The sequence below is a fragment of the Gardnerella sp. KA00243 genome (assembly GCF_049244105.1).
Lineage (GTDB): Bacteria > Actinomycetota > Actinomycetes > Actinomycetales > Bifidobacteriaceae > Bifidobacterium > Bifidobacterium leopoldii.
On record NZ_CP058375.1, the window covers coordinates 1,016,618 to 1,035,977 of the forward strand.

Annotated in this window: 17 protein-coding genes; 6 read left to right on the forward strand and 11 right to left on the reverse strand. The window is 42.4% G+C overall.

Going from position 1 to position 19,360, the window contains the following annotated elements:
- Window positions 1–288: 288 nt before the first annotated feature.
- Window positions 289–1,731 (forward strand): aminopeptidase C, encoded by a 1,443-nt coding sequence (locus tag HXT50_RS03800; protein WP_421777049.1) that lies wholly within the window; start codon window positions 289–291, stop codon window positions 1,729–1,731.
- 341 nt (window positions 1,732–2,072) lie between these two features.
- Here HXT50_RS03800 and metG read toward each other — a convergent pair whose 3' ends face one another.
- On the reverse strand, window positions 2,073–3,944 hold the full coding sequence (gene metG / locus HXT50_RS03805) for a methionine--tRNA ligase (RefSeq protein ID WP_004118486.1): 1,872 nt from the start codon (window positions 3,942–3,944) through the stop codon (window positions 2,073–2,075).
- 304 nt (window positions 3,945–4,248) lie between these two features.
- On the opposite strand from metG, the gene HXT50_RS03810 reads away from it, so the two are divergent.
- The gene (locus HXT50_RS03810; protein ID WP_064340685.1) at window positions 4,249–4,875 is read left to right on the forward strand and encodes a hypothetical protein; all 627 of its coding nucleotides are present in this window, start codon (window positions 4,249–4,251) and stop codon (window positions 4,873–4,875) included.
- The gene (locus HXT50_RS03815; RefSeq protein WP_004104722.1) at window positions 4,866–5,129 is read left to right on the forward strand and encodes a hypothetical protein; all 264 of its coding nucleotides are present in this window, start codon (window positions 4,866–4,868) and stop codon (window positions 5,127–5,129) included. The genes HXT50_RS03810 and HXT50_RS03815 overlap by 10 nt, the downstream gene beginning before the upstream one ends.
- 31 nt (window positions 5,130–5,160) lie before the next feature.
- Here the strand turns inward: HXT50_RS03815 and rsmI are convergent, their stop codons facing one another.
- Window positions 5,161–6,063: a 16S rRNA (cytidine(1402)-2'-O)-methyltransferase gene (gene rsmI, locus HXT50_RS03820; RefSeq protein WP_004104736.1), complete on the reverse strand. Its 903-nt coding sequence runs from the start codon at window positions 6,061–6,063 to the stop codon at window positions 5,161–5,163.
- 129 nt (window positions 6,064–6,192) lie between these two features.
- Here rsmI and HXT50_RS03825 point away from each other — a divergent pair, with 129 nt between their 5' ends.
- Window positions 6,193–7,035, forward strand: a complete 843-nt coding sequence (locus HXT50_RS03825; RefSeq protein ID WP_004104737.1) for an alpha/beta hydrolase — start codon at window positions 6,193–6,195, stop codon at window positions 7,033–7,035.
- Window positions 7,036–7,223: 188 nt separating this feature from the next.
- On the opposite strand, the gene HXT50_RS03830 is transcribed toward HXT50_RS03825, so the two are convergent.
- The 7 genes from HXT50_RS03830 to ptsP all read right to left on the reverse strand — a co-directional run bounded on the left by HXT50_RS03830 (window position 7,224) and on the right by ptsP (window position 15,658).
- Window positions 7,224–8,741: a formate--tetrahydrofolate ligase gene (locus HXT50_RS03830; protein ID WP_421777144.1), complete on the reverse strand. Its 1,518-nt coding sequence runs from the start codon at window positions 8,739–8,741 to the stop codon at window positions 7,224–7,226.
- 228 nt (window positions 8,742–8,969) lie between these two features.
- The gene (locus HXT50_RS03835) at window positions 8,970–10,577 is read right to left on the reverse strand and encodes a C69 family dipeptidase (RefSeq protein ID WP_101886198.1); all 1,608 of its coding nucleotides are present in this window, start codon (window positions 10,575–10,577) and stop codon (window positions 8,970–8,972) included.
- Between the two features lie 111 nt (window positions 10,578–10,688).
- Window positions 10,689–11,240, reverse strand: coding sequence for a YbhB/YbcL family Raf kinase inhibitor-like protein (locus HXT50_RS03840; RefSeq protein WP_004104740.1), 552 nt, complete (start codon window positions 11,238–11,240; stop codon window positions 10,689–10,691).
- A 223-nt stretch (window positions 11,241–11,463) separates the two neighbouring features.
- Window positions 11,464–12,996 (reverse strand): PTS ascorbate transporter subunit IIC, encoded by a 1,533-nt coding sequence (locus HXT50_RS03845; protein ID WP_004104741.1) that lies wholly within the window; start codon window positions 12,994–12,996, stop codon window positions 11,464–11,466.
- A gap of 116 nt (window positions 12,997–13,112) precedes the next feature.
- Window positions 13,113–13,382: a PTS sugar transporter subunit IIB gene (locus tag HXT50_RS03850; protein ID WP_004104746.1), complete on the reverse strand. Its 270-nt coding sequence runs from the start codon at window positions 13,380–13,382 to the stop codon at window positions 13,113–13,115.
- Between the two features lie 63 nt (window positions 13,383–13,445).
- On the reverse strand, window positions 13,446–13,895 hold the full coding sequence (locus HXT50_RS03855; protein WP_004104748.1) for a PTS sugar transporter subunit IIA: 450 nt from the start codon (window positions 13,893–13,895) through the stop codon (window positions 13,446–13,448).
- A gap of 104 nt (window positions 13,896–13,999) precedes the next feature.
- Entirely contained in the window at window positions 14,000–15,658 is a 1,659-nt protein-coding gene (ptsP, locus tag HXT50_RS03860; RefSeq protein ID WP_064340721.1) for a phosphoenolpyruvate--protein phosphotransferase, read from the reverse strand.
- A gap of 274 nt (window positions 15,659–15,932) precedes the next feature.
- Between ptsP and HXT50_RS03865 the strand changes: the two genes are divergently transcribed.
- Both HXT50_RS03865 and HXT50_RS03870 read left to right on the forward strand, forming a co-directional pair.
- On the forward strand, window positions 15,933–16,199 hold the full coding sequence (locus tag HXT50_RS03865; protein WP_004104751.1) for an HPr family phosphocarrier protein: 267 nt from the start codon (window positions 15,933–15,935) through the stop codon (window positions 16,197–16,199).
- Between the two features lie 99 nt (window positions 16,200–16,298).
- Window positions 16,299–17,378: a LacI family DNA-binding transcriptional regulator gene (locus tag HXT50_RS03870; protein ID WP_004104752.1), complete on the forward strand. Its 1,080-nt coding sequence runs from the start codon at window positions 16,299–16,301 to the stop codon at window positions 17,376–17,378.
- A 12-nt stretch (window positions 17,379–17,390) separates the two neighbouring features.
- Here HXT50_RS03870 and HXT50_RS03875 read toward each other — a convergent pair whose 3' ends face one another.
- Window positions 17,391–18,569 (reverse strand): DNA polymerase III subunit delta', encoded by a 1,179-nt coding sequence (locus HXT50_RS03875; RefSeq protein ID WP_101891397.1) that lies wholly within the window; start codon window positions 18,567–18,569, stop codon window positions 17,391–17,393.
- A gap of 54 nt (window positions 18,570–18,623) precedes the next feature.
- Window positions 18,624–19,328 carry a dTMP kinase gene (gene tmk, locus HXT50_RS03880; RefSeq protein ID WP_064340640.1) on the reverse strand — a complete coding sequence of 235 codons (705 nt, stop codon included), beginning with the start codon at window positions 19,326–19,328 and terminating at the stop codon, window positions 18,624–18,626.
- Window positions 19,329–19,360: the final 32 nt, after the last annotated feature.

Consider the following 19,360-nt stretch of genomic DNA (forward strand, 5'->3'; position numbering starts at 1 on the left):
AAAATATCAATGATTTCTAGCTATATTTTTACACAAAGATATGTATTTTAAAATCAAAAAAGTATTTTTATACATACAAAATACGTTTTATAAGCAAATATAATAAATTCAAAATTTAATTACAAAAACTGAATATTTACCGAAAAAATTGTAGTTTTACTAAAATAATTAATAGTATTCAAGCAAATGCCGAAAATAGGCATAGACAAGAAACACACGCGAGACATTGAGCAGTATACAATATTTTTTATTCGTACTTTCAACTCTAAAAGGAGAATGAATAAGCTCATGGCTGAAAACATCAAAGCCGTAACTCTGGAACATGTAAAAAATTATTCCAAACATTTCAACGAACAGCGCGCAAATCTTCTCGCAGCAAATGCAGCAGTAACAAATGGTGTGCTTAAAGCCGCAACAAGCTACCAAGGCAAGCGTGCTCTTCCTCGCGAATTCTCAATAGAATTAAAACAAGGCAGCATTACCAATCAGAAGCGCTCCGGACGCTGCTGGATGTTCGCCTCACTTAATACTTTGCGATACGAAGTAATGCATAAGTGGAATTTAGACGACTTTGAGTTTTCAGAAAGCTACCTATTCTTCTGGGACAAGATTGAAAAAGCAAACGCTTATTTGGAAAATGTGCTTTCAACACTTGATGAAGATGTTAATAGCCGACTTTTTGAGAGCATTAACTATGGTCCAATCGATGACGGCGGCTGGTGGCAAATGTTCGTCAACTTGGTAAACAAGTACGGACTTGTGCCAAAGAGTGCATATCCAGATTCACAGAACTCAGTCGACTCTGATGCATTCGTACAATACATCAATACCAAGTTGCGCGAGTTTGCATACGAATTGCGTGAAGCTCATAAGAACGGAACTTCTTTGGAAGAATTGCGCGAAATGAAAGTTCGCGATTTGGAAACCGTTTATCGCATGACAACTATTGCCCTGGGTGAACCACCTGCACAGTTTGACTTCTTCGCACGAACTAAAGATGACGATGACGATAAGAAGGACGGCGAAAAAGACGAAACCAAGAAAGATAGCGAGAAAACCAGCAAAGCTGACAAGCCAAAAACCGGCAAAGATGAGCGTCCAATGATTTGTGAATATGGAATTACTCCACTTGAGTTCGCAAAGAAGTACGTCCCAGTTGACGTAAACGACTTCGTAACAATATGCAACGCGCCTATGGAACGCACACCATTCAACAAGCTCTACCAATTCAAGTACAGCACCAACGTAGCTGAAACAAAGGAAATGGAATTTGTTAACGTTCCTCTCGATGTATTCAAAAAAGCAGCTGTAGACCAATTAAAAGATGGTCATCCAATCTGGTTTGCATGCGATTGCACACAGTTCTCCTTGCGTGACAGTGGATTCTTCGATCCTGCAGTTGTGCGCGTAGATGAATTGTTTGATGTGAAGTTTACATTCGATAAAGCTCACGGTTTGGAATATATGGATTGCCCAGGAAATCACGCAATGACATTCACTGGCGTAAATCTTAATAAAGATGGCGATCCAGATCGCTGGAAGATCGAGAACAGCTGGGGCAAGGATGCTGGCGAAGACGGCTATTATGTTGGCTCAGCAGAGTGGTTCGATCGTTATGTGAACGAAATAATCATCAACAAAAAGTACCTTGACAAAGAAACTTTAGCTGTATTGGATCAAGAACCAGTAATGCTTGAACCATGGGCGCCACTTTCGAAGCGTTGCCGTTAAATAGTTACCATTAAAATTAAGTTTGGTAACCGTGTGAGCGCAGATTGCTTTTGCAGTCTGCGCTTTTATTGTTGTTTTATTTATTTTTTATTTTTCATAAATTAAAAAGAAGCCCGGCGGGAAGAGAAACCCGCCGGGGCAGAGAGAAAGAGAGAAGAAGGTTTCAATTATGGGGTTCGAAAACGAACCTCGCTAATGGCGAACCATTAACACATGTTAGTATAGCTAAACATTCGTCCAAAGAAAAGAGTTTTTCCTTAAAATTTCCTTAAAATATTTTCTTTTAGAGAACCATTTGCTATGTTTTCTAATTTTATAATTTATTTATTGAAAATTTCAACCTATTTCTCACTATTTTCCAAAGATTTTTTTGCTGCAGCAAGTCTTTCTGCCTCGACACGCTGACGCTCGGACAAGGCAGATGCGAAACGCTCAAGCTCCTCCTCAACTGCTTCTTTTGGAATCTTGGCAAAAATAGGACTTGGCTTAGGCACAGGCGTACCTGCTACCAACTCCTCACTCTCCCAAGGATGAACAGTTTCCCCCAAGCGATAATCGCCCGTAATAATCGGATACTTGAAGTCTGGATTATCCAAATCTTCAACTTCTTCAATATGAGGCAAAGGCGAGAATACGCCAGTGCCACCAAGTGCTTCCCAAACTTTTTGAGCTGCATGAGGCAAGAATGGCGCAAGCAGATGATTAGCATCCGAAACAGCCTGAGCTGCAACATGCAACACAGTACCAAGGCGAGCCTCATCATCTTTAATTTTCCAAGGCTCAGTTGCAGAAATATATTTATTAATATCCGCAACTACTCGCATTGCTTCAGTAAGAGCATTCTTCTGACGATGACGCTCAATCAAACTACCGACCAAAGCAAAAGCATCAGAAGTTTGATCGAGAAGAGCGCGATCCATTGCAGTCATAGAATCTTCGTCAAGAGGAGGGATTACACCAAAGTTCTTATTAATAAGATTTGCCACACGATTGACAAGATTACCCCAGCTTGCAGCAAGCTCTTCGTTATTATGGCGAGCAAACTCAGCCCAAGTAAAATCAGCATCAGAATTTTCTGGACCAGCAATAGAAATGTAGTAACGCACAGCATCTACAGGGTAACGCGCCAAAATATCCTTCACATAAATCACGATTCCGCGCGAAGAGCTGAACTTCTTGCCTTCCATAGTCATGAACTCAGAAGCAACAACCTGTTCAGGCATGTTCAATGGACCATAAACGCCAGCCTCACCACCTTTAGAACCAGCACCGTTGTAGGCAAGCATTTCCGAAGGCCAAATCTGAGAATGGAAAGTAATGTTATCTTTGCCCATGAAGTAGTATCCAGGAGACTTAGGATCACACCACCAATCACGCCAAGCGTCTGGCTTGCCTTGTCGACGAGCCCATTCAATAGATGCAGACAAGTATCCAATAACAGCGTCAAACCACACATACAGACGCTTATTCGGATTATCAATCCATCCTTCAACAGGAACAGGAATACCCCAATCAATATCGCGCGTAATAGCTCGCGGCTTTACTTCATTAAATAATCCAAGCGAGAAATTAATAACATTCGTGCGCCAACCTTCGCGAGAATGAAGCCAATTAACATTCGCCTCAGCCAAAGCAGGCAGGTCTAGGAAATAATGTTCAGTTTCTTCAAAGCGCGGAGTTTCACCATTAATTTTAGAAACTGGATTAATAAGCTCATCCGGATCAAGCTCGTTTCCACAAGCATCACATTGATCGCCACGAGCACCATCTGCGCCACACAATGGGCATGTGCCTTCAATATAACGATCTGGCAAAGTACGACCAGTGGAAGGAGAAATAGCAACCTTCTGAGTGCCCTTGTAAATATAGCCGTTCTTTAAGCACTGACGGAACATTTCTTGCACAACATGCTCGTGATTTGCAGTAGTAGTACGCGTGAACAAATCGTAGCTCAAACCTAAATCGCACAAATCCTTAGTAATCACACGATTATAACGATTAGCAAGCTCTTGCGCAGAAACGCCTTCCTTATCTGCTTCAACCAAAATAGGTGTGCCGTGCTCATCCGTGCCAGACACCATTAATACGTCATTACCTTTCATGCGCTCGTAACGCGCATACACGTCCGACGGAACCCCGAAACCTGCAACGTGACCAATATGACGAGGGCCGTTAGCATACGGCCAAGCAACATTCACCAAAATATGACTCATAGACAATTATTATCTTGTTCAACGCGGACAGTACATAAGAACATTGCAAAAAGAATCCCAAAATATACGAGAAAACACGCTGAATAACAAGCCTCACACGAGTTCATCCACATATCCACAAGTTATAAAACCAGCCTGGAATTGAAGCAAATATAAACATAATCTCAACTTATGCATTACGAAACTTATTCACTACAAAGCATGAATTACAAAATATGCGTTAGAAAAACAACAATATGTGCGATACACATTGTAAATAGTCGCGCTAAAAAATAAATATGCAAAAAGAAAGGATTGAGGAAAATTGAAAAAACAACAAAACATACGCGATTTATTGGATATTTGCGAAGAAACACAAACACAATTCCCGGAATTACTTGACGACAACCATTTACCAGGCCCAATGTGCATGAAAAAACTTTCTCAAATTGGCGTATTCAATAGGCTTGATTTAAATGCAGGATATTCAAATAAAGCAGCTATTTCCACTCAAGGAAGAAGTAATATTGTGAGCAATCTTATACCTACAGAAAGCATAGCCTGCTTATTTACTGCAGCATGGGTTTGGATAGGAGGCAATTTTCCTGAAAATATAGATGTTATTGATTATGGGCATAGAAGAAAAAAGCCGCACGGCCATGCAATCCGAGCATTTCGAAGACACTTAAACAATGAAGAATACGTAATACTTGGAAAAATTAGAATAACAACGCCAGAACGAACAATTTGCGATTTAGCGTACACTCCAAGCGAAAACGAAGAGTACGAACCTTATAGAAAAGATATTGCTCACTTATTGATATCTAAATACAGCATTGACTTGCGAAAATGCAAACGTACTATTGACGGAAACCCATATTTCCCAGGCTCAATACATGCAAGAAATTGGATACGAAACATTGCGAAAGAAGCAAACAAACCATGGAAATAAAGAACTCTTATGCAACTAAAACAAGCAGCCCTCCAAAACCACCTATAATACTCACGCCATCTGTTGCTATCGACCCTGCAACAAAAACGGAAGTGCTATGGTATATCGCGCAAAAAATACCAGAACTTCGCAAATGGATTATTGCAAACCCTTCGGCAGACGCGCAAATCTTAGAATATATTTCTCAACAAGGCGGGCCTGACGTTCGTTACAGTTTTGAAGTGCTATTTTCTGCGTATGACAGCAATGAATAGAAAGCAAAAAATAGTAGCAAAAGCAGAAATCTTACTTTTGATCAGGTTTGTGCTCAAGACAAGACGCGTAAACTTGCTTACGATTAGCAAAAGATCCGTCAGCAAACGGATGCTCTTTTACTACTTTTGTAATGGCTTCTTTTATGCGCAAACCTTCGGATTCTGCACATTCAAGCGAAAGCTTTGCAAGAGCATCAATGCTTAAATCTGTGCTTTCAGACTGCACTTCTTCGTCACTTGCACCACCGATAACTAAAACTATTTCACCTCGAGGAGGATCCGCTAAAACACCATCGTGAATACTTTGCACAGTTCCACGACGAATTTCCTCAAAATCTTTTGTAAGTTCACGGCATAACGCCATTGGACGATTAGAGCCAAGTACTGCCAATATATCTTCCATAGCTTCTGCAATACGATGTGGAGCCTCATAAAATACTATTGTTCGTCGCTCGGCTTTAAGCGAGCGCAAATGCTGTTGACGCTCACCAGATTTACGAGGCAAAAAGCCTTCATAACAGAAGCGATCAGTTGGCAATCCAGAAAGAGCAAGCGCATCTAAAACTGCACTAGGACCAGGCGCGCAAGTAACAGGCAAATCGCGCTCTATTGCACGTCGAACAACAGCAAGACCCGGGTCGTTAATGGTAGGCATACCTGCGTCTGAAACAACAAGAACAGTGCTGCCCTGCTCAACTTTGTCTAGCAAACCATCTGCCTTGTTGCGCTCATTATGATCGTGATATGCGATTACGCTACCAGAAACATGTACGCCAAGGCGATTCGCTAAATCATAAAGCCTACGCGTGTCTTCAGCAGCAACAATATCAGCAGTTTCAAGAAGATTAATTAATCGTGCAGAAGCGTCTGCCATATTCCCAATAGGCGTAGCAGCTAAAACAACCTTACCTAAATTATCTTCTTCATCACACATCTTGAATCTCCTTATAAAACTTCTTAAAACTCTACACGAATTTATAAAAGAACGCACTTACAAAGCGAGGTATTTGATTAGAATTATGCTTAGTGTAATTGCAATATAAGCGAAACGAAAAGAGACACTATGAAGATTATAAATCAGAAAATAAAAAGTACAGATGGAAGCGATGCGCAGCTTATTGGATATATTTTAGACGATAATTTAGATAGCGAAGGCTTACAAAACCGTCCTGCAATTTTAATCTTGCCAGGCGGAGGTTTCTTGCGCGTCTCGAATCGTGAAGCAGAGCCTGTTGCCATGAAGTTTGCTGCAGAAGGATTCCACACTTTTGTGTTGCGATACTCGCTTACTCCAAGTACATACCCAACTCAGCTTTTAGAAGCCGCAGAAGCGATGAGCTTAATTCGCAAAAACGCAAAAGAATGGCACGTAGATGCGCAAAAAGTTGCAATTATTGGATTCTCCGCTGGAGGGCATGTGGCTGCAAACCTTGCAACTAGTGTTAGCGACGAAGTTGAGGAAGCAAACGGGTATGCTGCTGATGACGTGCGTCCAAATGCACTTATGCTCGCATATCCTGTTATTTCTGCTGGAAAATATGCGCATAAGCCAACGTTCGATCGTCTATTTGGAGAAGTTAGCGACGAAGAGCGAACTGAACTTGTTAATAAACTTTCGCTGGAAAATCACGTGGATCGCAAAACTCCACCTGTATTTGTATGGCAAACCATTACTGATCAAACAGTTCCAGTAGAAAATTCAATAATGTTTGTGAACGCTTGCGTTGAAGCTGGAGTAAGTGTTGAAGCTCACCTGTTCCCTAAAGGACCGCACGGCTTAGCTTTGGCAGTTAAAGAAACAGCAAAACGCGACGAAAACGGAAATGTGCTTACTGAATTTGTTCAGCCAGAAGTTCAGCAGTGGGTTAAGCTTGCTTGCGATTGGTTGCATCGCACTTTTGCGTGATGTAAAGCTGCTTTGCATTTCTAATACGTTGTAAAACAATCATTAATGTAATTTATATAATTTCGGCGCTAACACATCATAAATTGTGCGTTAGCGCCGTTTTTAATATGCGTTTCTAGTGTGCTTTATAGCTTGCGTTTCAGCTCACGCTCTAGCACGTGTGTGAAGCGAAAATCAGCAGAAAGCAATCACACGATTTTTGGCATTGGAGTTGTTAGTGAAGATGTGAGATTTACCTGCACAACTCCAGCTCCAGCGTGAACTTCCACTTTCTTCAATGTCACAGTGCGCTCTTCAGCAGGCTTATGATCGTCGTCAGTCATAGTTGCAGGAGATTTAACAGCAACAAGCGCAAGGTCATCGAAAATAACTCCAGAATTTGCACACAAATCCTGCGCTTCTTTCAATGAATCAGCAAAACCTGCTTTGTCGATCACACGCTCAACAGGAACACCGTAAGCTTCTGCACACAACAAGTTAATTCGCTCCCTAAGCGTCTTTCCACGCCTACTTTCTGGAACTTTCGTTTCAACATCATCAGTTATTGCAGACACAAAATCGTCCAGCTGATTTGCCAAACCATCGCCACCATCGCGGAATAAATTGCCAACAATAGGCTTTCTGAATCCTAAAGACTTGGCTTGTTCCAACAATTCAGGCACTTGATCATCCTCGCCTTCCCACAAATTAATCAACGGGAACGTAGGGATATTAAGAGATTCCAAACGAGAAACATGGAATGGGTAACGCCAAGCCAAAGTTTCGTCATCTCGCCAAGTAGTTGCGCGAGTAACTACAACTGCAGCAGCAGGCCACTTTGCGCCAAACTCGCGAGCAGCAATATCTAACCACTTTTGAGCACCAGCATCCGTACCATAACCTGCTTCCACCACTACAACATCATGCTCAGCGCAAGCCATTTCAACGCTTACAAGGCTTGGAATACCAAGCGAAACGTTCGCAAACGGGCCGCAATGGACGTAGATTGGAGAACCATTAATCGTCTCAGTTTTAGCAGGCTTTACAGCGTCGGCAAGAATATTGGTGATTCGCCACAAATCCACAAACTCACCAAACTTAACAGGCTTACCGTCTTTTGTGCCAGCAATCATTGAAGAAACACGATGAGAAATCTCGTCCATACTGCGCGACAACACTACGATTTGCATAAGCTCGCAAGTTGGCGTCAAAACAACGCGCTCAGGAACAGTCCCCTTGCCAAAATCAACAGCAATGCTTCGCAAAGATCGCGAAGGAACTTCACTAACTCGAGGAACTAAAATAGTATCAAGAACACCCTCGTCGACTGCTTTTTCCGCAAACGACACAAGCAAATTCTGCGCGCAAGCAATAGCAGCCATTTCACCACACAGGCCCCAGTCAATCAACTCAGGGTGAGAAAGCGAAGACTTACCGCCACCACTTGCACCACCTTTAGAACCAGCAGCTGTAATTCCCATGCTTGGCTGACGAAGAACTGCAGCTGCGTCCACACCGCGCTCACGCAATGCATCAACTAACGCGATAGTTGTAGTTGTTTTACCTTCTCCGCGAGAAGCTTTTAAAGGAGTATCAGCAGTAACAAGCAGAACCTTACCGCGCTTCCTAGGCTCCTCTGGATGTTGCTTTAAATAATCCAAGTACCCAAAGGCATCAATTTTTTTAACCAAACCGAATGTTGTAGTGTATGAATCAAGAATGCTCATGTACCCCTCTTTCATAGGCATATTGGCACAACTATGCATGCGGATAATGTTAATTACATGATTCATACTATACGATTGTTTGTTCGTAGCATAGCCACCACACGCAATATCTATACGCGTTATTATCAACGTCTATAGCAAAATAACAAAAGATAACAAAAATGCCTTCCGTGTGAAATAAAAAGTTCATTTCTTAGGAAGGCACTTAATTTTTAATAAAATTTAAATTTAGTGATCAGAACGATTGAAACCATTCTTCATACGCATGCTAGTGATGTACAGCACCGTGTCAAGCAAAGAATCGGTTTCTTTCTTCAACTTTGCTGCCATATCGTCATTTGCTTCAGCCAAAGCCTCGCGCACTTTATCGTTGCGAAGCTCGGCAATAATAGCTTCAGGATCGCGAACTAAATCATCGTAATCTTCGCCTTCATCACCTTCACGTTCTGGCTCGTAATCAGCCAAATCAACGCCAAGAAGATCTGCCACGGCAGCATCCGTAGACTTGACCATTGCGTGACCAAGGGAACCGACAACTTCTTGGTAGCGCTCAATCGCGTTTGCAGTGTCGTTAAATGCGGCATCCGCAAGAGCAGCAATAATGCGATTCTCCCAATAGAAGTTTTCGCTTGTTACGCGAGTAGTCGTATCTTCCAAATACTTTGGAGTGCGATTTACGTTTGGATAGAACGGAATCAAAGAATTGAAAGGATTAGAACCGTAAGTAATCCACTGAATTGCACGCATTGCTTCCGGCATGTAAGGGCGGATTTGCATTACAGCAAGCTCGCTTTGGCGATTAATTCCGATTGGACGCAACATATGACGAGTATGCTCATCTCCAAGATTGCCGTAAGGATCATACTCAGTGCCCTGATAGTGAGAGCTTAAAACGTACTTAATATCCTCAACCGTCACTTTACGCTCAGGCTGGCGAGCCCAAGGAATATCGTTGCTGTCCGGACGATGATCAGCGTCTTTACCATCCCACACTTCGTCATACGGATTCAAGAAGCGCTCCATGAACCATGCGCGAGGAGTGTTGTACACGTGGTCAGCATCCGAATGAGAGCCAAAAGCATCACGAGGGTTAAACGGAGAAGCGTTTTCCACCGACAAATCCAAGTGATTTTCTTCAATAAACTCAAGCAAATCAGCCGAGCACATATGCTCCTCTTGAGCATCAAAAGCATCATCTAAATCGAACTCGTCAATTCCAAGCTGGTTTGGCATAACAACATAAGCTTCATCCGGCACACGCTTAGCAATCCAATGATGACCACCGACAGTTTCAAACCACCAAATCTCGTTCACATCCGAAAATGCAACGCCATTCATCTCGTAAGTGCCGTATTTTTCAAGCAACGCACCCAAACGCTCAACACCTTCGCGAGCGCTACGAATATAAGGCAAAACAAGCGTTAAGAAGTCTTCTTCGCCAATTCCACCCGGCGCTTCCGGCTTGTAGTCAGCATCTCCAACTTTGCCTTGTTCTTTTTGAAGTTCAACCATTGGATCTGCGCCTAACACGCGCTCGTTGGACGTAAGCGTTTCAGTTGCGCTCATTGCAACGTTTGCTTCGTTAACGCCAGCTTCTCCCCAAATTCCTTCGCGCAAGTCTGCATTTGGCACGCTTGTGTATTGCATTGGATTATCCGGCAACTCGACTGTTACGTGGCTAAGAACAGACTTATAAACGCGAGGCTGATCTTCCGGCTTTACTACTACTAAACGCTTCGGATTAAACTCGCCATTTGCTGAGTCTTCGTTACGCGCAATAAGCGTGGATCCGTCGTAACTTGCTTTTCTACCAACAAGAATTGTTGTGCATGCCATATTTGCATCCTCTGTTTTTAGATTTTATATTTTATTTTTAGATTTGTTACTGTTTGATTCTAACGCTTAGGCGTTAACTGCTAACCTAATTGGTTGCTCTCGTGCTTGCGTTTAGGCTTTACCAGTAAGGAACATTCCACCAGCATCTACACCTGAAGTTACATTTCTTACTTCGCGTAACAATTCATTCATGTAGAATCCCGGCTTAAGATTTGGCAAAGGCTTTTCTGTGCCAAAAACTTCAAACATGTATTCGTGATCTTTATCAGGAGGCTGAGGGCCGTTGTATCGCATAGTAATTGCTGAATCATTGCAACCAATAAATCTGCTTGCTTGCGAGTTACGACCTTGAAGAGCTTCCGGAATCATAGAAGTCATTGTGCGAGAAAAATCTTCCGGTATTTGTAAAGCGTGAGAATCATTAAAATCAAACATTAACGCTTCAACAGGCACGTTCGCGGCAGTCCAGTGAATCCATTCAAAACCGCATACCGGTATTGCATCGTCGTCAACAAAACGCCAATGCAAATAATGCACGAAAGATGGCATATTATCAACGTAAAATGGGAAAGAAACTACTGGAACTCCGCTGATCTTATTCTGCTCCGGCGCAGCTTTAGAATAATCATCCGGAATGGTAGTGAAATCTGTAGAAATATTCATAATTTAAGTATCTACCATTACACAACACTAATCAACTGCGCGAGTAACAAATAAACGCAAACGTTAGCGCAATCTAATTGTTCAAGCAGATCGTGGCACTCAAGCAAAAACAACACTAAGAAACAACGCTAACTGCATAATTTGACGGTCAATATAAAACGTGCGCCCAGAAAAATCTAAACTGGGCGCATTAACTAAAATGTAATTTTTTACTGTACTCTATTTATTTTGTAGCAGCCTCCTCATGAGTTTCAGCAGCCTTAGCTGCCACAGCTGCTTTCTTAGCAGCACGCTCTTGCTTCTTAATTCCTTCAATGAACTCAGCATGCTTTACTGCAGGAAGCCAGCCAGTGTTAACAACCTTAACCTGCCATACCCAAGCCAAGGCAAACAGAATAACAGCAACAATAATCAAGCTTATAGCACCAACGCCTGCACCGAGGTGAGCGAAGTTACCAACAACAGTGCCAACCCAACCAAAGTCAGCATCGCCGAAGGTGGAGTTTGCCAAGCCGAAGGAACCCATAACAGTAAGCAATACTGCTGGAAGGAATGTAATAATTAAACCGTTAATAAAACCACCGAGAATAGCACCACGGCGACCACCGGTTGCATTACCAAACACGCCTGCACCACCACCATCGAAGAAGTGAGGCACCATTCCTGGGAGAATCAATGCCAATCCCCAAGCTGGACCCATCCAAATTGCAATAAGTCCGAGAGCTACAAGACCTCCAACGAAGGAAGACAAGAAGCCAATAAGAGAAGCATTAGCACCGTATGGGAATACGATTGGAATATCCAATGCTGGACGAGCGCCTGGAACGACCTTGTTAGCAATGCCCTGGAATGCAGGAACCAATTCACCTAAAATGATACGAACACCATAAAGGATGACACTAACACCAATTCCAAATTGCAAAGCCTGAGCAAAAGCCGCCATGTAGAAGGCACTATAGTCCGTAGGGTGAGACGCGAAAATCTTGAAGAGTTCCTTTACTGGCAACACAACCGAAGCCCACACTGCGAATACCAAATACAGCACAACCATCAACAAAGTCGTGGAGACCATTGAATCACGCAAGAAGCTCAAACCCTTAGGGAAGTTAATATCTTCAGTAGACTTAGACTTCTTACCAACAGCAGCACCAACAGCACCAGAAACAATGTAGCTTAAAGAGTTAAAGTGACCAATCGAGAGCTTATCGCTACCAGTAATACGGTTCATAAAAGGCTGCGCAAAAGCTGGCAGAACAACCATAACCGTTGCCATAATGACAGAGCCGACAATAACAATAAGCAACTGGTTGCCTGCACCAAAACCAACGGAAAGAACTAGAGCCAAAAGCATAGACATAAACACCATGTGGTGACCAGTCAAGAATATGTACTTCAAAGGAGTAAAGCGTGCAGCAAGAAGCATAAGAACGAAGCTGAGCACAATAATGTATGCAGAAGTAGCACCGTACTGACCTGCAGCCTGAGCAGTAATAACCTCATTCGTAGGTACAACACCATGAGCACCAGTAGACTTCAAAACCAAGTCACCAAATGGAGCAAGTGCACCAACAACAACGCCAGCACCTGCACCCAAAATGAGGTAACCCATAGCAGCTTTTAAGCCGCCTGCAATCACTTGTCCTGCACTACGTTTGAGTGCGATAAGACCGATTGCCGCAATAATACCAATCAAATAAGCCGGCACATTCAAAATCTGCTGACTTATGAAATTTAAAACCTGAACTACAATGTTCATCTTATTTCCTTCTTTTTATTTAGAAAAAGCGAATAGCGCATGAAATAACAGTACGACTATGCCAAAGCAGTAAGCACGTAATCAGCATAATCAAACGTTTATTTGTTACACATAATTTATGCGTAACGCTCAAGCACACCCTTCACCTCTTCAACATCCATGAAATTTTCAATTGTTTCTACAGGAGTGGTAGTGCCCTCAAGCTCTGGAGCAAGCTGAGGAGAAGTGAGCACAAGATCATTCATATTCGCAGTACCTTTTGCACTTCCCGCATCGGAAGTAGTAACTGTAACATCAAGACCTAAGTCTGCTGCCGCAGCCTCAACATTGATTTTTAAAAGTACAGACGTGCCAATGCCGTTTCCGCATACACATAGAATATTCATAAATAACCTCTTTCGTTGAGTTGTATTTTTTTAATTTTGCAAAATTAATTAATTCTTTAGTATTTAACTTTTAAGAATTGCGCGAATTTCTTTAGCGTTTTTTGCTTGTGCAAGTTCTCTAGTCTTCACAGGATTAGACAAAGCTGCAGCAACCGCGGACATAACGCCAATATGCTCATTTTCATCGTGACCTGCAAGACCAATTACTAAAGAGACCGGATCGTTGGCAGTGTTACCAAATTTAACAGGCGTACTTAAACGAATCCAGCTCAAACCACTTTTTAACACTGCTTCCGACGGGCGCGAATGTGCCAAAGCCAAGCCTGGGGCAATAACAATATACGGGCCCATTTTCTCAACTGTTTCAATCATCTGATTCGTATATTCATCAGTAGTAAAGCCAGACTCCTTCAAAGCATTGCCTGCAAGACAAATAGCATCACGCCAATCTTTCGCTGCAATATCAAGGTTTACTGCAGAATCCGGGAGAAGCTCATCAATATCAGTACTCATATTTTCTCTTTTCTAAGCATGTTAATTATTCTTGATTATTTCTGATTGGTAATCGAATTTTTAATGTTTTTCGTAACGATCATATTTTGAATTACTCCCTTAGCTTATTCTTGCATGATTGAGTGGTAGAACTTTCCAGCTAAAGCATCATGAGCTTTAGCCTTAGCTTCATCAAATGTAGTTTGAGCAAGTTCTGCTCGAACATCGTCCAAAGCAACCGGCGTCATAGAAAGCGAGTTAATACCGAGACCTGTAAGAACAACCGCTAAGTCTGGGTCTGCTGCAGCTTCTCCACACACTCCGACTGGCATAGCATGTGCGTTACCAGCGTCTGCAATCATTTTGATCGCGCGCAACACTGCAGGATGCCAAGCAGTTTGATAATTAGAAACAGACCCAAGGGTTCTATCTGCTGCAAGAGTGTATTGCGTCAAATCATTCGTTCCGATAGATACAAAATCAGCGACTTGAGCAACCTCCTCGGCAACAAGAGCGATAGAAGGCACCTCTGCCATAATGCCAACCTTTTTAAGACCTTTAGATTTACCAAGTTTTACAAAATATGCTGCTTCATGTTCGTCTGAAACCATTGGAGCCATCACCCATAAGTCAGCATTCGTCACAGCATCAGCACGAGATAATGCCTCCAGCTGACCATCTAGAACATCCATATGCTGTCTTAGAGTACGCAAACCTCGAAGTCCGAGGGCAGGATTTGGTTCATCTTCAGGAGTCAAGAATGGTAACGGCTTATCTGCTCCAGCATCAAGCAATCGAATAACAACTTTCTTGCCTTCAAACTGAGATAGTAACTCTGTATAAGATTCTGTTTGTTCTTCTATACTAGGCGGTTGCTCGTTACCAATAAACAGAAATTCCGTTCGGAATAGACCTACTCCTTCTGCTCCATACTCATGAGCAGTTACAGCATCTGAGGGCTTTCCTACATTTGCCAAAAGAGGAATCAAATGACCATCTTTTGTACTTCCAGGCAATCCACGCAATTCACGAGCGCGGCTTAAACGCTCACGAGACTCTTTAACATGCGCGATTTCTTCTTCACTAGGACTGCTTATAACATGACCATTAACGGCATCTACTACAACAATTTGATGATTCTTCAGCTGAGAGGCATCGTGTGCTCCAACAACAGCAACAATTCCACGAGCACGAGCAAGAATAGCAGTGTGACTTGTAGGACCACCATCAAGAGTGACAATTGCCTGAACCTTGCTTAAATCAAGTGAAGCTGTATCAGCAGGTGAAAGATCCTTAGCAACCAGTACAAAAGGCGAATCACTTTCCGGCACTCCAGGAGCTTCAACACCAATCAAAGATGCAATAACACGCTGGCCAACATCATGCAAATCTCCTGCACGCTCAGCCATGTAACCACCAAGATTACGCAACATGTCTTCAAATTGTGCGAACCCTTCCCAAGTGGCACGTTCAGCTGTTTTCCCCTTATCAATACCAGATTCAATTGCACTTATTAATGCTGGATCGATGGCCATCTGTGCAAGAGCTTGCATAATTGGTGCTGCCTTTCGAGTCCCCTCATCCTTTGCTTCAAGAGCCTCACTTGCACGATGGTTTAGGTCTTTATTTACTTCATTTAAAGCATTTTTAACAGCCTTTTTTGCATCCTCAGCCAACACACTAACAGCACGAGGAGAATCCTCTGGCTCATGCAAAGCAGGTGCCATACACAATACTTCACCATATGCCATCGAGCGCCCAATGCCAACACCAGTGATTACCATACTTAAAACCCTCCTTTAGGTTTAGAAACTTTATTACGGCCGCAACGCCGCATAAGCATTTCTTGTAGGTAAACGTTTCTTACTAATGAAACTATACACCATTAAAAATGTTGTTACAACAAGTGAAAACGTTTTCTGTATTTTTCAATTAATTATGCTACACTTAATGTTGAAAATAGCAAACAAAAAACCTTAAGAAAAAATATGGTTTGCTTTTATATGAAAAATAAAAAATAAAAGCAGAATTTGTTAATTATTATTCAAAGGAGAAAAAATGGCAATTGCAACTCGTACTGTTACTATTGAAGACCCAGTTGGAATACATGCTCGCCCAGCGTCAGAATTTTCTCAAGCCGCAATGTCCTCAAATTGCATTGTAACGATTGCGAAAGGCGAAGGTGCCCCTGTAAGTGCGAATAGCATTCTTTCAATTATGGGATTGGGCATTACTAAAGGAGATTCAATCACAATTACCGTTGATGGTGAAGACGCTGAAAATGTAGCTAACAATCTTGTCGACGTAGTCACGAAAGGCGAATAATATAAATAAGTAAGTGTACATAAACTGACAAATAAATAATATTCAATTTGCGGTGCTGTTTACCAATAATTACAGCACCGCACTTATTCGGGGGCAAATATGACAAATCAAACTAATCAAAACGCCTCCATAACTCATGTAGCAGCTCTTGCAAAAGTTTCAATTGCAACAGTATCTCGTGTACTTTCTGGTAGACGAGCCAAAGATGACGATATCGCAAAACGCGTAAGAAAAGCTGCAGAGCAGCTTAATTATTCAGTAAATTATGCAGCAAGCGCATTAAGAAGTGACACAACTAATACAATCGGCGTAGTAATGGGCACAAGCAACGTAGATGATTCATTCAGCGTAAATATGCTTTCTGCATTGGATGAAGCAGCTCATGAAATAGATAAAATACTTCTTGTTGGAACTGGAAAAGACACAGAAGCTCAAGAAGAACGCATAGAAGAGCTTATTGGTCATAATGTTGACAGTCTTATTGTTATGCCATCTAACAATAGTGATTTAACAAAAACACTTGAAAACTACGTTGACAATCTTCCCATTGTGCAAATTGGTGGCACTACTACTTCATTCCACGTGAATTGGGTTGGCATGGATCAAGAATCAATGATGGAAGCCGCTTTGATACATCTTTCGCATCACGATGCCCATAATATTGCTTATTTAAGTGGAAATGTTGACTCCACACAAAGTGCAAACTTATTTGCCAATTTTCAGACTGCTGCAAGCCGATTAAGTTTACTTTCTGAGCCAGATTGGACAACTTTTGGAGAACTTACTTATCAACGTGGATTCAAAGATACAATGCGGCTTTTTTCTGATTCTACCGCTAAACAATCTCGCAAACCAGACGCTGTTATTTGCGCAAATGACGCTGTCGCACTTGGAGCACTTCTAGCTTTAGATGAGCTTTCTTTGCAAGTTCCGCAGGACGTTCTCGTAATAGGTTACGGAGATAGCAGACAGGCAGAAATATCTGAGCCGAAGCTTTCTTCAATCCGTCCTCCGTATCAGCAAATTGCGCGCGAAGCAATCCGCCTAACCGCTGTTAACAAATCAGAGCAACATTGGTTACCTGCACATATGGAGTTTAGACCGGAAATCATGCGACGCGAATCAACAAATTCACCAAGAATAGGCACAAGCGATATGTCACTTCCGTGGAGGATATGATACTTTTGTATTTTATTGACTTTGCAAAAGTGAGCAAAATAGTGCTTCAAAAACAAGAGTTGCGTTACCATTTCTCGAAAGCCGACGACGAGTAGTAGCAATGCTGTCAACACAATCCAATGCACTACTTGCTGTCATGCTTTGTGCCAACTGGACAATTCTAGACTTGTATTCCTGATTTATAATCGGCGAAGACTTTTGCGCTTCGTTAATAACAACTAAAACATCTCTATACACGCTATCGATTGCGTCAAGAGAACGGCATAACACGTCACGACTTACACGAGTTACTTTACGTTTTATATCATCCTTTTTCCCAATTGCATTGTAGCTTGCGCGCAATTTGGGCGGAATGCGATCCTCATCGCCTAATCCGTTAATTCTACGAAATTCTTTTTGTTGAGCCTCAACATTTCGCTGAACCTCATCTTCTGCTTGTGATTTTGCATCGTCAATAAGCATTGCAGCAAGCATAATTGCGTCGGCAGCATCATGCATACGGAGCAATCCTGCAATAAGCTCATCTCGCCTACTTAAAGCACGCTCATCGCTTGCGTAGATAAAAGCAGTTGCTATATTTCCTTGAGAAAGCCTGGCTGCACGATTTGCTAGCTTATTATCCGCATCCGTTTTTTTAGTAAGATATTCTGCTATAGACTGCTCGTTTGGAGTAGCTAATTGCACAAGTTGCGTACGCGAACGAATTGTTGGAAGCACATCCATAACACTTGAAGCGCATAAAAGCCAAATCGTATGCTCGCTTGGCTCTTCAATCTCTTTAAGAAGAACGTTTGTGCTACGTTCCAACATTCTGTCAACATCTTCAATAATTATGATTCGCCAAGGAGCAGTGCTAGGCATCTGCTCAGAAATCCCAATTGCCTCGCGTACATCGTCAATACTAAGAGTTACGCCTTTTGTTGCAAGCGTATGCACATCAGGATGCGATCCTGCTAAAACTTCTTTGGCAGTTTTACTAAGCTCATTTTCGCCGCTAATTCCATCACTGCCTTCTCCATGATCCGGACTTTCGAGAGCTGCAGCGAAAGCGCGCGCAACTTGCGCACTACCGAAGCCAGCAGCTCCGCAAATCAGCCAAGATTGCGCTATTTTGCTAGCATCCGCACAAGCAATTTTTCGCAATCGCGAAACTACCTGTTCTTGCCCAATAACGCTATCCCACACACTCATCGCTTCACCCCCTGCATAGCTTCTTTACTTCTTCACTTTATAAAATTCGCCACTTTATTTAGTTTCAATTTCTTCAATTAAGTTATGTACGTCTTGCACAATAAGTTCAGATAATGATTTCGCTGAGAACGTTGCATCTAATACGCGATAACGATCTGCAGATTCCTGCGCCAAATCTAAAAATGCTTCTCTAGTGCGACGTGCGAAATCTATTCCAGCTGATTCCATGCGATCTTGCTCACGATGCAAACGCTTAAAAGCATCTTCCGGCTGCATATCTAGCAAATAAGTGCGATTAGGCCACAGCGAATCCGTTGCCCACTCACTTAAAGTTCGCACATCATCCATAGTCAATTCGCGACCGCCTGCTTGGTAAGCAAGCGAAGAATCAATATAACGATCCGTTATTACTACTGCACCACGGCTAAGTGCAGGGCGAATTACTTGCGCAACATGCTGTGCACGATCCGCAGCAAAAAGCAAAGCTTCTGTTCTGGCAGATACACTCGTGCCATGCAAGAGTATTTCGCGCAAAGTTTTACCCAACTGCGTACCGCCAGGCTCACGCGTCACTACAACTTCTCGCCCCGAAGATTGCAAATAATCCTTAAGAGCCTCAACTTGCGTAGTTTTGCCAACGCCATCAATGCCCTCAAAAGAAATAAATAAGCCTTTATTTGCATAAGATTGCTCACTTCTGCAGCCGCAGTTTCCTCCGCAAGCGCAGCCATCAGAGAAATCGTCATTCTTAGATGCCATATTTTTTGACTCCATATGCAAGGTTTATTTAA

What these genes read in the sequence shown, in the direction of transcription:
- HXT50_RS03800 (WP_421777049.1), top strand. Translation starts at nt 289, where the DNA reads ATGGCTGAAAACATCAAAGCCGTAACTCTGGAACATGTAAAAAATTAT.
- metG (WP_004118486.1), bottom strand. Translation starts at nt 3,944, where the DNA reads ATGAGTCATATTTTGGTGAATGTTGCTTGGCCGTATGCTAACGGCCCT.
- HXT50_RS03815 (WP_004104722.1), top strand. Translation starts at nt 4,866, where the DNA reads ATGGAAATAAAGAACTCTTATGCAACTAAAACAAGCAGCCCTCCAAAA.
- rsmI (WP_004104736.1), bottom strand. Translation starts at nt 6,063, where the DNA reads ATGTGTGATGAAGAAGATAATTTAGGTAAGGTTGTTTTAGCTGCTACG.
- HXT50_RS03825 (WP_004104737.1), top strand. Translation starts at nt 6,193, where the DNA reads ATGAAGATTATAAATCAGAAAATAAAAAGTACAGATGGAAGCGATGCG.
- HXT50_RS03830 (WP_421777144.1), bottom strand. Translation starts at nt 8,741, where the DNA reads ATGAGCATTCTTGATTCATACACTACAACATTCGGTTTGGTTAAAAAA.
- HXT50_RS03835 (WP_101886198.1), bottom strand. Translation starts at nt 10,577, where the DNA reads ATGGCATGCACAACAATTCTTGTTGGTAGAAAAGCAAGTTACGACGGA.
- HXT50_RS03840 (WP_004104740.1), bottom strand. Translation starts at nt 11,240, where the DNA reads ATGAATATTTCTACAGATTTCACTACCATTCCGGATGATTATTCTAAA.
- HXT50_RS03845 (WP_004104741.1), bottom strand. Translation starts at nt 12,996, where the DNA reads ATGAACATTGTAGTTCAGGTTTTAAATTTCATAAGTCAGCAGATTTTG.
- HXT50_RS03850 (WP_004104746.1), bottom strand. Translation starts at nt 13,382, where the DNA reads ATGAATATTCTATGTGTATGCGGAAACGGCATTGGCACGTCTGTACTT.
- HXT50_RS03855 (WP_004104748.1), bottom strand. Translation starts at nt 13,895, where the DNA reads ATGAGTACTGATATTGATGAGCTTCTCCCGGATTCTGCAGTAAACCTT.
- ptsP (WP_064340721.1), bottom strand. Translation starts at nt 15,658, where the DNA reads ATGGTAATCACTGGTGTTGGCATTGGGCGCTCGATGGCATATGGTGAA.
- HXT50_RS03865 (WP_004104751.1), top strand. Translation starts at nt 15,933, where the DNA reads ATGGCAATTGCAACTCGTACTGTTACTATTGAAGACCCAGTTGGAATA.
- HXT50_RS03870 (WP_004104752.1), top strand. Translation starts at nt 16,299, where the DNA reads ATGACAAATCAAACTAATCAAAACGCCTCCATAACTCATGTAGCAGCT.
- HXT50_RS03875 (WP_101891397.1), bottom strand. Translation starts at nt 18,569, where the DNA reads ATGAGTGTGTGGGATAGCGTTATTGGGCAAGAACAGGTAGTTTCGCGA.
- tmk (WP_064340640.1), bottom strand. Translation starts at nt 19,328, where the DNA reads ATGGCATCTAAGAATGACGATTTCTCTGATGGCTGCGCTTGCGGAGGA.